The organism is Bizionia myxarmorum, from assembly GCF_008086205.1.
In the GTDB taxonomy this organism is placed as follows: Bacteria; Bacteroidota; Bacteroidia; order Flavobacteriales; family Flavobacteriaceae; genus Algorimicrobium; species Algorimicrobium myxarmorum.
This window is the reverse complement of sequence record NZ_VSKK01000001.1, coordinates 1,019,023-1,031,524: the sequence shown is the minus strand read 5'-3', so window position 1 is coordinate 1,031,524 and position 12,502 is coordinate 1,019,023. Positions and strand designations below refer to the sequence as shown.

11 protein-coding genes are annotated in these 12,502 nt (G+C 35.4%); 5 read left to right on the top strand and 6 right to left on the bottom strand.

Features of this window, described 5'->3' with window-relative positions:
• Positions 1-17 precede the first annotated feature (17 nt).
• Together ES674_RS04615 and ES674_RS04610 are read right to left on the bottom strand one after the other, a co-directional pair.
• Positions 18-467, bottom strand: a complete 450-nt coding sequence (locus ES674_RS04615) for a ferritin-like domain-containing protein (RefSeq protein ID WP_148403639.1) — start codon at positions 465-467, stop codon at positions 18-20.
• A 188-nt stretch (positions 468-655) separates the two neighbouring features.
• On the bottom strand, positions 656-1,660 hold the full coding sequence (locus tag ES674_RS04610) for a DUF6252 family protein (RefSeq protein WP_148402801.1): 1,005 nt from the start codon (positions 1,658-1,660) through the stop codon (positions 656-658).
• 154 nt (positions 1,661-1,814) lie between these two features.
• Here ES674_RS04610 and ES674_RS04605 point away from each other — a divergent pair, with 154 nt between their 5' ends.
• Together ES674_RS04605 and rimM are read left to right on the top strand one after the other, a co-directional pair.
• On the top strand, positions 1,815-2,339 hold the full coding sequence (locus ES674_RS04605) for a 30S ribosomal protein S16 (protein ID WP_148402800.1): 525 nt from the start codon (positions 1,815-1,817) through the stop codon (positions 2,337-2,339).
• A 143-nt stretch (positions 2,340-2,482) separates the two neighbouring features.
• Positions 2,483-3,010 carry a ribosome maturation factor RimM gene (gene rimM / locus ES674_RS04600; protein ID WP_148402799.1) on the top strand — a complete coding sequence of 176 codons (528 nt, stop codon included), beginning with the start codon at positions 2,483-2,485 and terminating at the stop codon, positions 3,008-3,010.
• Here rimM and ES674_RS04595 read toward each other — a convergent pair.
• Positions 3,007-4,215 (bottom strand): sensor histidine kinase, encoded by a 1,209-nt coding sequence (locus tag ES674_RS04595; RefSeq protein ID WP_148402798.1) that lies wholly within the window; start codon positions 4,213-4,215, stop codon positions 3,007-3,009. The genes rimM and ES674_RS04595 overlap by 4 nt on opposite strands.
• Before the next feature lie 97 nt (positions 4,216-4,312).
• Here ES674_RS04595 and ES674_RS04590 point away from each other — a divergent pair, with 97 nt between their 5' ends.
• A complete protein-coding gene (locus ES674_RS04590; RefSeq protein ID WP_148402797.1) occupies positions 4,313-5,047 on the top strand; it encodes a tRNA1(Val) (adenine(37)-N6)-methyltransferase in 735 nt (244 codons plus the stop codon).
• Between the two features lie 60 nt (positions 5,048-5,107).
• Complete coding sequence (locus tag ES674_RS04585) at positions 5,108-6,286, top strand: acyl-CoA dehydrogenase family protein (protein WP_148402796.1); 1,179 nt, start codon at positions 5,108-5,110, stop codon at positions 6,284-6,286.
• A gap of 134 nt (positions 6,287-6,420) precedes the next feature.
• Here the strand turns inward: ES674_RS04585 and ES674_RS04580 are convergent, their stop codons facing one another.
• The 3 genes from ES674_RS04580 to ES674_RS04570 form a co-directional block, all read right to left on the bottom strand.
• Positions 6,421-6,972: an outer membrane beta-barrel protein gene (locus ES674_RS04580; protein ID WP_148402795.1), complete on the bottom strand. Its 552-nt coding sequence runs from the start codon at positions 6,970-6,972 to the stop codon at positions 6,421-6,423.
• A gap of 208 nt (positions 6,973-7,180) precedes the next feature.
• Complete coding sequence (locus tag ES674_RS04575; RefSeq protein WP_170233962.1) at positions 7,181-9,526, bottom strand: GumC family protein; 2,346 nt, start codon at positions 9,524-9,526, stop codon at positions 7,181-7,183.
• A gap of 25 nt (positions 9,527-9,551) precedes the next feature.
• Positions 9,552-10,334: a polysaccharide biosynthesis/export family protein gene (locus tag ES674_RS04570; protein WP_148402793.1), complete on the bottom strand. Its 783-nt coding sequence runs from the start codon at positions 10,332-10,334 to the stop codon at positions 9,552-9,554.
• Between the two features lie 873 nt (positions 10,335-11,207).
• Between ES674_RS04570 and ES674_RS04565 the strand changes: the two genes are divergently transcribed.
• Entirely contained in the window at positions 11,208-12,440 is a 1,233-nt protein-coding gene (locus tag ES674_RS04565; RefSeq protein WP_148402792.1) for an OmpA family protein, read from the top strand.
• The last annotated feature ends 62 nt before the right edge of the window (positions 12,441-12,502 follow it).

Below are 12,502 nucleotides of genomic sequence, written 5' to 3'. Positions count from 1 at the left end.
GTAATTTAGATATTTTTCTAGGAGACTAGTTCTTCATGAACTTTCTCCGTGTTAATGGCGCCTTGAATCGCATTTTTGTGCTTAATCAACAAGGCATCAATACTTGGCGGTAAGGTTCTATCTTTTAGGAAGTCTTTATACTCCTCTAAACTCGCTTTTTCACCACGAATGGCTTCTTCTAAAATAGCTTCCGTATCGTTGGATGAAAAGGTTGATTTCAGTGACATCCAATTTCTATGCAGCGTGCCTTTAAAACTACCAGAATCCTCTGGAATTTCTCCGTATTGCAATATTTCTGTTCGCAATTCTTTGGCAAACTGACTACGCTCGGAAGCGCGGCGTTTGAAAAACATTTTTAATTCGGAGTCATCTACGTTATTCATGGCATTTATGTAGCCTTTTTCAGCGTCATAATTTTTTACTAATAATTCGTTTAATTTGTTTGAAATTTCTTCTGTGAACTTCATCATAATATCGCTTTCATTTAAATTTCAATAGGTTCTTTATAGATGCGTATTGTTTCACATCTACTTTTAAGATACAGCTTTTAAGCCCTAATGCCAGGTATAGCGGCATAAACCTGAAAAACTTTGGCTCTTTTTAACACCAAACGCAGCCTTTTAGCTGCGTTTGTTAATTTTTTTGTGAGTATTGGCTAGTTATTATCCAAATAGTCTGGAATACCGTCTCCATCTGTATCGTCATTGGTAACATCACCATCACTATTGGCGTCTTCATTGATAGTAAGAATGCCGTCTCCGTCATCATCATTATCTAAATAGTTTGGAACGCCATCGCCATCTGTGTCATCATCCGTAACATCGCCGTTGGCATTTACATCTTCATTTACAGTTAATAAAGAATCGTTGTCGTCATCATCATCTAAATAATTTGCAAAACCATCTCCATCTGTATTATCATTGGTAGGATCGCCATCTTCATCTAAATCTTCATTTATAGAAAGTATTCCATCGCCATCATCATCATTACAGAATAAGGTATCTATAATAGCTTGAATGCTTCCATCTGTATCAACACAGGCATTCTGCTTATTTATAAGGGCCTGTTTGTAAGCATTACAATTGGCTGAATAGTCCAAAGATGTTGTGGGTGTGCTTGCATAAAGTGCTTCTGCAATAACCTCTTGGGCTTCCGCATCATCACAGGACATAACATTTGGACCAGCGCCAATAGGCAAAGGAATATCAAAAAAGACGCCTTCACTAAAATTAACCGTTTTTAAACCATCATTAGAATAGGCGCTATAATAAAATTCACCTGAAACCGTATTATTTCCCGTATCATATCTAGAAATAGTAATTAAACCATTGGGCGGATAGAAATTAAAATCGGGGTCAGGTTCATTATTTGTTGAATAGCTAATATCTTGGGTATCTAAAAATTCAGCATAACTGTTTTTTCCAATTCCTAAAGGATAATCGCCAATTGCTAAGGCGGAAATATGCAAGGAAACAGTTTCAAAATTATCACCTCCCGTAATCACCAATTTACCAACCTCATTATAGGTTGCTCGGAAAACTACAGCTTTCCAACGATTCCCATCTTTTTTCCCTTGCAGTGCAGGAGAATTAAATTCAATTTCATCGCCACAACTAAAAAGAGTAACAAAAGCTAGGGCTATAACAAATAATTTTTTCATGATTTTGTGTTTATTCGACTATAAAGTAGTCTCAAAAATAGAATAAAAAAAACAAGTAATAGAATTTTACATAACTATTTAAGTTTCAAAAAAATATAGTATCTTTGCGGACTTATTAATAATAGAGGTCGCGAACCTCACAAATTAATTTTTTATGGCAGTTAAAATTAGATTACAAAGACACGGTAAAAAAGGAAAACCTTATTACTGGATCGTAGCAGCCGATGCACGAGCAAAAAGAGATGGTAAATACCTAGAAAAAATAGGTTCTTACAATCCAAACACAAACCCAGCAACTATTGAATTAGATATTGATGGTGCCGTTAAATGGTTACAGAATGGTGCACAACCAACTGAAACTGCTAAAGGTATTTTATCTTACAAAGGTGCTATGTTAAAAAATCACCTTGCAGGTGGTGTTAGAAAAGGTGCTTTAACAGAAGAGCAAGCTGAAGCGAAATTCACAGCTTGGTTAGATGAAAAAGCTGGTAAGGTAGATGCTAAATCGCAAGGTTTAACAGTTGCTCAAGCCGAAGCAAAAGCAAAAGCATTAGAAGCTGAAAAAGCAACTAATGAAGCGCGTATTGCAGCCAACACACCAGTAGTAGAAGAAGTTGCGGAAGAAGTAGCGGAAGATGCTCCTGTAGATGAAGCAGATGCTTCAAAAGAAGAAGAATAAAAAACAAAATTTTTTATACTTTTGAACCCAGACTGATTCAGTCTGGGTTTTTTATATCTAGAAATGTCACATCGAGCGCCGTCAAGATGTATGTAACTTGACATTTTAAAGTTCTCGACTGCGCTCGAACAGACAACAATAGCATGAAAAAGGAAGATTGTTTTTATTTAGGAAAAATAGTGTCAAAATACAGTTTTAAGGGTGAATTACTAATAAAACTGGATACGGACGAACCGGATTTATATGAAAATCTAGATGCCATGTTTGTAGATTTACGTAATAATTTGGTGCCTTTCTTCATAGAATCGTCCCAACTGCATAAATCAGATTTGTTGCGTGTGCGTTTTGAAGATGTTGAAACGGAGGCTGATGCGGACTCCCTTATAAAATGTGATGTCTATTTACCTTTGGACCTTTTACCTAAATTAGAGGGCGATAAGTTCTACTTCCATGAAATAATTGGCTATAAAGTAACGGATGTGAATTTCGGACATGTGGGCATTTTAGCATCCATAAATGATTCGACACCTCAAGCGCTTTTTGAAATAGACCGCGATGGAACTGAAATATTAATTCCCATGAATGATGCATTCATTGTGAAAGTTGACAAAACCAACAACGAAATTATTTTAGATACACCAGAAGGTTTAATTGATTTGTATTTGGATTAATTATCCGATCGTTTTAGATTAAAAGCGAAGATACTTCCACCATTTTCTGGAGCGGTTACTTGAATCTTTCCTCCCATACTTTCAACTAGTTTTTTAACGGTGGTTAAGCCTATTCCGGTACCTTTATTTTTGTGTTTATCTTCCCCTAAAACCGCAAACAAGTCGAAGATAAATTCCAATTTATCAGCAGGAATACCAGGACCATTGTCGCTTACCTCAAAGAAATAATCGGTTTCATCTTGAGAAAAATTAACCGAAATATGCGTTTCCTCTTTGTCATTATACTTAATAGCATTGGTAATGAGATTTACCAAAATCTGTGATAAAGCCGATTTATTTACAAACACCTCACCTACTTCTGGTGTAAAGGTAAAAACAACATCTTCGGTGTTTTTGAAACATAAATTCTCAATATGTTCCATAAAATCATCAAACTGCAAATGCTCTTTATTGCTTTCTATCAATTCCACATTACTATAAAACACCAATAAGCCATCAATATAATCGCGTAATGAATTAGAAGAACTCTTTAAATATTGTAAATATTCTAAAGATTCTGGAGAGGTTTTACCATCCTCATCTTGCTCCACTAAATCAATTAAAGCCGTAATATTTGCTAAAGGCGATTTTAAATCGTGACTCACGACATTCGCAAATTTCTTTAAATTTTCATTTCGAAGTAGTAACTCTTCTTTAAGTTTTTCCAATTTTAAATTTACTAAACGTTGCTCAAATAAAACTACCACTTGATTGGCTAAAACCTTTAAAATGCTAATTTGTTTTTCATTTAAAGAATTGGGTTTGGTATCAAAAATGCACAGCGTTCCCAATCTTAATCCTTGAGGATTTACTAATGGGACACCCGCATAAAAAATGGCATTTTGCTCAAGTACTAATGGATTATCGTGAAAACGTTCATCTGCTCGAGCATCTGGAATAATAGTAATAGGATCATTTGAAACAATGGCGTGACCACAAAAAGACAAATCTCTAGGTGCTTCATTAAAAGGAATGCCAAAGTGCGATTTGAAAAAGTTTCTATCTTTATCCAAAAGCGTTATTAAAGAAATTGGGGCATCCGTAATATAAGAAGCTAAAGCCGTTATTTCATTATAACTGGCTTCTGGCAGCGAGTCTAATAATTGGTATTGCTCAACAGCAAGCTGTCTTTGCTTTTCATTTTCCGGGGTAGATGGGGCTATCATAAGTGAAAATATTCTGCTTCAAATTTACACATTAATATTCCTCTTATTGGGTAATTAAGAATAATTTAGCAACCGCAAAACCTTATAAAATATAAATATGTCCGCATTTAAATTCAAACAATTTACTATTAAGCAGGATCGTTGTGCCATGAAAATTGGAACAGACGGTGTGTTGCTTGGTGCTTGGACTTCTGTGGCGCAGCAGCCCTTTTCTATTTTAGATATTGGCGCTGGAACAGGCGTTCTATCTTTAATGTTAGCGCAACGAAGCACAGCAGAGGTAATCGACGCTCTTGAAATTGACGATGCTGCTTATGAGCAATGTGTGGATAATTTCGAGCATTCAGTTTGGGCAGATAGACTATTTTGTTACCACGCCTCTTTAGAAGAATTTACAGATGAAATTGAAGACCAGTACGACCTGATTGTTTCCAATCCGCCTTTTTATAACGCCGTGTCTTCTATCACTTCCTCTGAAGACAAAAAAGAATCAGCGTCTTCAAGAGAAACAGCACGCTTTCAGGATGCCATGCCTTTCGGGCAATTGCTTGATAGCGTTTCTAAATTACTTTCGGAAACAGGAGAATTTTCGGTTATTATTCCGTTTCTAGAAGAAGCTACTTTTATCAGCTTAGCTGAAACTTTTAATTTGTTTCCTTTCAGACTCACCCATGTTCAAGGGAATCCGCAAACCGAAATCAAGCGCAGTTTAATCGCTTTTAAACGCACAAAAGAAGTTGTAGAAAAATCCCATCTGATTATAGAAACCGATAGGCATCAATACACCGATGCTTACGTGGCACTTACTAAAGATTTTTACCTTAAAATGTAATTTATAATTGCTAACTGAAACGAATTTCGTTATTTTTACACATTACTTAAAAAAAAATACATGAAGCCAGATTTATTTGAAGCTCCAGATTATTATAACCTTGATGAGCTATTAACAGACGAACATAAATTAGTACGTGATGCAGCCCGTGAATGGGTAAAACGTGACGTATCCCCTATTATTGAAGACTATGCACAGCGTGCTGAATTTCCGGAGCAAATTATTGGCGGTTTAGCTGAAATTGGTGCTTTCGGACCTTATATACCGGAAGAATATGGTGGTGCGGGATTAGATCAAATTTCTTATGGTTTAATTATGCAAGAAATAGAACGTGGCGATTCTGGCGTTCGTAGCACCGCTTCTGTACAATCGTCTTTAGTTATGTATCCCATTTGGAAATACGGGAACGAAGAACAACGTAAAAAATACTTACCTAAATTAGCTTCAGGTGAATGGATGGGTTCTTTTGGTTTAACAGAACCAGATCATGGTTCTAATCCAGGAGGCATGACCACTAACTTTAAAGATATGGGCGACCATTATCTTTTAAACGGTGCTAAAATGTGGATTTCTAATGCGCCTTTCTGTCAAATTGCGGTGGTTTGGGCTAAAAATGAAGAAGGTCGTATTCACGGATTAATTGTGGAACGCGGTATGGAAGGGTTTACAACACCCGAAACTCATAATAAATGGTCTTTACGCGCATCTTCTACAGGTGAGCTTATTTTTGATAATGTGAAAGTTCCCAAAGAAAACTTATTACCTAACAAATCTGGATTAGGCGCGCCATTAGGCTGCTTGGATTCGGCGCGTTTTGGTATTGCTTGGGGCGCTATTGGTGCTGCTATGGATTGCTATGATACGGCTTTACGTTACAGTAAAGAGCGTATGCAATTTGGCAAGCCAATTGGACAGTTTCAATTGCAACAAAAGAAATTAGCTGAAATGATTACAGAAATCACCAAAGCACAATTATTAGCATGGAGATTAGGCGTAATGCGTGAAAACGGTACAGCTACGTCTGCACAGATTTCTATGGCTAAACGTAATAATGTGGATATGGCTATTAATATAGCCCGTGAAGCCCGCCAAATGTTAGGTGGAATGGGTATTACTGGAGAATATTCTATTATGCGTCATTCCATGAACTTGGAAAGCGTAATTACTTATGAAGGAACTCACGATATTCACTTGTTAATTACTGGAATGGATGTTACAGGTTTAAATGCTTTTAAATAGTATATTATTTAATAAGTAAACTCCCACTATAAAAAACAAAATGCTCTTCTAAATGGAAGAGCATTTTTTTATGATTAAAAGTTGTTATAGAAGTCTAAAAACCCTGACTTCGCAGGAATTGTATATACAAGGGTTTAGAAACGCTGTGTTGGTCTCCAAATAAGACCTAAAGAGTATTTATAGAAATTGCCAACTTCAGATACGTTCGACGTTAAATCGAAATTAGCTTTTGCCGTTAGGTTAACACCAAAATTATCGGCAAACCAATAGTTAAATCCTAAACCTGGGTTAACGGTAATGCCTGTGCCGCCAAAAGCTTTATAAGCGCCACCTCCTACAATACCGTAAAAGTCAATAAAACTTCTAGCCGTATTAGAAACTATATAATAATTAACGTCCGCATTCACACCAAAGAAATTGGATTCCACACCTAACTCTTTTAATTTATTGAAAGACGCATTGGCACCAAAACTCCAGGAACTATTTATCTGATAATCTGCACCCACATAAAGCGGTGTATTAAAAGCAACATCATCAATTCCCCATGGAGCTTGAGAAGTGCTGTTACTATTATCAATAGCGTTTAGACCGAGAACGATTTTAAAATGAGGTTCTTCTTGTGCTGATATTTGTAAAGCAAAAAGACTTAAAAAGGCAACAAGGATAAAGGATTTTCTAAAATTCATTGATTAATTGTTTTTAAAGTAAGAATAAGTAGGTATCTATTAATTAATTACTTTTTATGAATAGCGTGCACACCGCAGTATTTTTCATCCGCAATGTTCTTATGTACTATATGAATTAGCACCACAGGAAACACCGTAAAAGATTTTATAAAAGTATAAAACGAATTGATTACCTATTTATTTTAAAATTGAGGAGTTTTTTAGGCCGTTACCTCCAAAATTGATACCAAGCCTTATTAGGCATTTCAGCTGAATAACCATAACCATAACCGTAGTTATAACCATAACCATAAGAGCCTCTGTAATCAATATCGTTTACCACATAGCCCATATCACCTAATTTATTCTCATCCACTAGTTTTTTAGAGTAATCAACAAGTTGTTTTTTAGTAACGCCCGAACGCAATACGTAAAGGGTGAAATCTAGTTTATTCGCAAACGTCAGTGTATCCGATACGAGCAAGGTTGGCGCCGTATCAATAATTATGTAATCATATTTGGTTCTAGCTTCTTTAATAAACTTCTCAAAACGCGGGTTTGATAACAAAACAGTAGGCATAGGTGGTATGGCGCCAGAAAGCAGCACATCAAAACGGTTTGCACCTTCATTGATATTTAGTACGTAATCCTCCCAATTGGAATCCGATTCACTTAAATAATTAGATAGTCCAGCCTTATCTTTAGTTTCATTAATATAAGGATGCAACTGTGGATTTCTTAAATCTGCGCCTACTATCAACACATTCTTTTTCAACTGAAAATACGTTTGTGCCACCTTAAAGGATACCGTTGTTTTACCTTCACCTTTTACTGAAGATGTAATGCCAATAACATGACCACCAACGTGGGAATTTTTAACCTGCATAAAATTTAAATTATGCGCTAAAGTTCTAAAGGCTTCTTCAGCTTGTGGATTATCTGAAGAGTTTTGCATGAGGTCTTTGGGATTGGTAATAACTGGGATTTCGCCTAAAATAGGTGCATTTGGATTAATAGCCTCAACATCTTTACCCGTGTATATTTTATTATTTAGTAAAAACTTCAAGTAAATAATCCCTACAGGAATTAAAATTCCCATAAGAAGGGCTCCTAAATATATTATTTTGCGTTTGGGTGCAACCGGAATAGAGTTTGTTATGGCGTAATCAATAATCTTAATATTGGCAGACGTTATGGCCATATTAATAGCGGCCTCTTCCCGTTTCTGAAGTAATAACAGGTATAAGTTTTCCTTTAAAAGCTGTTGGCGTTCAATACTACGCAAAATCTTTTCCTTGTTAGGTAAGGTGCTAAAAGATTGTTGTACCTGGTTTTGAGCGCGTTGGTTTTTCTTTAAAGATTCTTCCAACTGACTTTTGTAGCCCGATAAAGAGCTGCTTATATTGGCGTTTAAATCTAGAATAGTTTGTTTTAGTATTTTAACTTTAGGATTGCTATCACCAGCTCCAGTTTTCCATTTATTATATTCTAAAACGGCTAAATTATAATCGCTTATTAAATCATTGATAGCACCACTACTCAAACCAATATTAGCTGGCAAGAGTTGCAGATCCTTTGTGTTACTCATGCTTTTTTCCAAAACATTAGCAAGCATCAATTGGGTTTCTGCTTCAAAAAGTTGTTCATCTTTAACCGTACGTTTTTGAATGACGGTGGCGGCATCCACTTCAAAAACACTTAAATTGTTGTTTTGCTTGTAGTTCCCTTTGGCTAATTCAATAGAATCTAACTCGACAGAAAGAAAAAGAAACCGCTCATCGATGAACGAAATAGTTCGTTTAGAAACTTGTTGCCGGTCTAATATACCGTCTTCCGAATAGACTTCAATTAAGGTATTTAAAATGTCTTGCGACTGATCTTTGTTAGTCCCATCTAAACTTAATATGAGAATATCACTATTTTTTCCATCGGGTGTTATTTTAATACTTTGCAGTAAGCTTTGAGTAGCCCGGCTTTCGCTGGCAATTGTTACTGTATACACAGGGTTTTCACCTGGTACAATTGTTCCTGCCTCACGCGGTTCCAAAGTAAATGGGAATTGATCTGTTGGGGTATTATAGTAGTAATTATCAACATCCAAAGTCGTTCCAGTGTTTACATTACGTAAATTGTAACCTCTAGGTAAAATAGTAATCTCAAATTCTAAACCTGTATTAGTAACATCTGCTTCGGGAGCATATTTCGCCATAAATGGTGCCGAATAAACTTTTCTTTGGTTTACACGTCCTGTTTGAAAATAGGTAGTCTGTAAATTAAGTTGTCCTACTACTTGGCGGTTTAGGCGGAAGGAGTTTAAAACAGCACGTTCATTTTCCAGATTCACATTACTCTTCCCTAATATCTTGTCTAAATCCAAAGAAATGTCCGTAGCCTCTTTATCACTAAGAATCTTAACTTTGGCAACCGTATTATAACTATCTGGTGTATATCTTAAATATAAAACAGCACATAGAATGGCTATAATAATACTGACAATGATCCACGGCCAATAATTAAGGTAACGAAATAATATTCCTTGAATATCGACCTGGTCGTTTTCAGGTTCTTTTTCCATTTGGTTATACATACTTATTTATATCTTATCGTGTAATTAATATAGTGGCACTTAATACTAAAGAAGCAATAGCAACTATAGTAGATACATTACCCACATAGCCCGCGGTTTTCACTTTAGCCTTATTAGGTTGAACAACTAAAACATCGTTTGGTTTAATGGTGTATTTAGGATTAGACATCCAGTCGGCAGTGGTAAGATCAATATGTGTTATACTACGTACACCATCTAACTCACGAATCAATAAAACATCATCTCTACGGCCATTGATTGTTAGGTCACCAGCATACCCTAAAGCTTGAGGTACGGTTAAATATTGCTCTGTAAAATTAAAAGTTCCAGACTGTTTAACTTCTCCCAAAACAGTCACTTTCGCATTCAGCAATCGCACCGTTACAGTCGGATCAACTAAATGCCCTCCTGTTTCTAAAAGGTTGGAAATTTCGGTTTCTAAATCCGAACTTGTTCGTTTTTTAACCAATACTTTTCCTAAAACCGGAATGGAAATAAAGCCTTCTGGATTCACCAAATACCCTTGTAATTTCATCACCTCTAAATTATTGTTATTTACAACGGCATTGGAACCTGTATTCCGGTTGTATGGAATAGCAGTTTCTGGAATAGCAGCACTAATAGTTACCGATAAGATATCGTTTGGTTGGATACTATTTTCTCTGTAGCTTATAGCTGTTTCCTTGAAAGCATCCGCATCTTGGAAGTATAAAATTTCCTTATTGCTAACGCAACTGCTAATAAGCAAACTAGCTATAGCAATTATAAAAAGTTGAATCGTTTGTTTTTTAATCATGAATTATGTTTCTTTATCACACTTTTAAAATAGTTTGCAAGAAATTTATAATCCCCATTTGGTCGTATGGATTTCTTTGATACTATTTATTTCTATATCCACTATTATAATTATCTTTAGCCCGAAAATCATTCTTATAATACCTTTATAAGAATAGAATGCAGACCCCTAATATTAAAACTTGGGCAAAAATAATAACAAAATAGTAGATTACAACCGTAAATGCTATTAAATGTTGGTTTTTAGGTGTTGATTGGAGGAATTTAAGCTATCTCGGCATTATTTTATTAACCCACTTATCTTTTCATTTTCGAGTAAAAACAAGCTTACTATATACAGGAAATCTCTATAATAGGAGTCATCGCTGCGAAGCCGTTATTTCTTTTTGGAGAGTCTACATAAATTGCAAATGGACAATAACTCTTCGTAGCTACCTCATTTATTTTCTAATAAAAATAAAAAAAAAGACCAAAACAGAGGATAAACCTTGTATTTCTTTCTTTACCGCTTTATGAATTCCTTTTACAACACTAATTAGATTAATTTGAGAAATGTAGATATCTGGTAATTTAGGCCTAGTTAAGGATTTGAATTGTTTTCTATTTTCTTAAAAATGAATAATATAATCCGGGATTTAGAGGTGTCTGCGCTTTTTCCATCGGTTATGGGTGTCCAATCTTAAAATTATTCCATCCAAAAACAGTCTAACCCATGAAAAAAATAAAAATACAAACCCCTAAAAGACTCAAAACAAGACATATAGATCTTTCCATTTTGAATCCGTATAATTTAAAATAACTTGTAATTTAGGTTTTATTTTTAACATTAAGTGACGTATCTTTGCAAAAGAATTTAAAAAATAAATATTCGAGTATGAAAAGGATAACATTACTTTCGCTGAGCTTGCTTTTTACAACAGCTATTATAGCTCAAGAAAATTACAACCGTTGGTCTGTAGAGGCTGGAGCTAATATGACTAGAGCTTTTAAAGGCTACAGCAATTCATCTTATAATAACGCTATGGCCGAATCTATTGGAGGTGAGTTCACGGCACGTTATATGATTAACAACAAGTTTGGTTTTCAAGTAGGCGGATTTTTTGGTGAATTAAACACAACAAGTAGATCATTGCCATTTAAAACGGAATATTACGGTGGTCAAATTGAGGCCGTAGCCAATTTAGGAAACCTTTTAGGTTTTAGAGAATGGACACAACGTTTAAATGTATTAGCTCACGCTGGTGGAGGTATTAGCATTCTTAATCCAGTAAGTGACCCAAACGAAATGCCTATGCCTTTTTACGGAAATGGTAGCGCAGATCACACTCCAACTTTAGTGGCTGGTCTTACACCACAATTGCGTTTAAGCGATCGTGTATCTTTATTTGGAGATGTGAGTTTCCATGCTAACTGGAAGCAGGATTATGCTTGGGATACAAACTCTAAAATAGGTGGTCGTTTTATTGAATCTGGATTGGCTACGGTTTCTGCAGGTATTCAAGTGTATTTAGGGAAAAACAAGAAACATGCTGACTGGGTAGATACGAATGTATACCAAGAAGATCTTGTAGCATTAGATAGCCGTATTATGGTTGTTGAATCTCAAATAAAAGATCTTCAAGACGAGTTAATAGAAACGCAAACGACTATTGCTGAATCACAAACTACAAACTTTGTTGATAAAAACAACAATGGTATTGATGATGCTATTGAGAATTACGTAGATACACGTATGGCAGATAACGCAACAGCTGCCGCAACAGCTAAAAGCTTATTAAATAACGGTTATGTAAACGTTTACTTTAAATTTAATAGCGCCGAACCAGAAACCTATTCTTTAGAGTCTATAAACTATTTAGTTAAGTATATGCAAAACAATCCTTCATCTACAGCTGAATTAATTGGCTATAGCGATGAAATTGGTAATGCTGCTTACAATAAAGCCTTATCAGAAAAGCGTGCTAAAAAAGTATATGATGTTATTGTAGCTACTGGTATATCAGCAGACCGTTTATCTTACGAAGGTGGTGGTGTAGATGATTCAGTAGATAAAGCATCTCCAAATGCACGTCAGTTAGTACGTCGTGTTACTTTTAAATTGAAATAAAACAAATACTGTAGGTCATTTTTAAATAACCTATGTTCATATTAAAAAAGGGTCGTCTTTAT

What these genes read in the sequence shown, in the direction of transcription:
- ES674_RS04615 (WP_148403639.1), bottom strand. Translation starts at nt 467, where the DNA reads ATGAAGTTCACAGAAGAAATTTCAAACAAATTAAACGAATTATTAGTA.
- ES674_RS04610 (WP_148402801.1), bottom strand. Translation starts at nt 1,660, where the DNA reads ATGAAAAAATTATTTGTTATAGCCCTAGCTTTTGTTACTCTTTTTAGT.
- ES674_RS04605 (WP_148402800.1), top strand. Translation starts at nt 1,815, where the DNA reads ATGGCAGTTAAAATTAGATTACAAAGACACGGTAAAAAAGGAAAACCT.
- rimM (WP_148402799.1), top strand. Translation starts at nt 2,483, where the DNA reads ATGAAAAAGGAAGATTGTTTTTATTTAGGAAAAATAGTGTCAAAATAC.
- ES674_RS04595 (WP_148402798.1), bottom strand. Translation starts at nt 4,215, where the DNA reads ATGATAGCCCCATCTACCCCGGAAAATGAAAAGCAAAGACAGCTTGCT.
- ES674_RS04590 (WP_148402797.1), top strand. Translation starts at nt 4,313, where the DNA reads ATGTCCGCATTTAAATTCAAACAATTTACTATTAAGCAGGATCGTTGT.
- ES674_RS04585 (WP_148402796.1), top strand. Translation starts at nt 5,108, where the DNA reads ATGAAGCCAGATTTATTTGAAGCTCCAGATTATTATAACCTTGATGAG.
- ES674_RS04580 (WP_148402795.1), bottom strand. Translation starts at nt 6,972, where the DNA reads ATGAATTTTAGAAAATCCTTTATCCTTGTTGCCTTTTTAAGTCTTTTT.
- ES674_RS04575 (WP_170233962.1), bottom strand. Translation starts at nt 9,526, where the DNA reads ATGGAAAAAGAACCTGAAAACGACCAGGTCGATATTCAAGGAATATTA.
- ES674_RS04570 (WP_148402793.1), bottom strand. Translation starts at nt 10,334, where the DNA reads ATGATTAAAAAACAAACGATTCAACTTTTTATAATTGCTATAGCTAGT.
- ES674_RS04565 (WP_148402792.1), top strand. Translation starts at nt 11,208, where the DNA reads ATGAAAAGGATAACATTACTTTCGCTGAGCTTGCTTTTTACAACAGCT.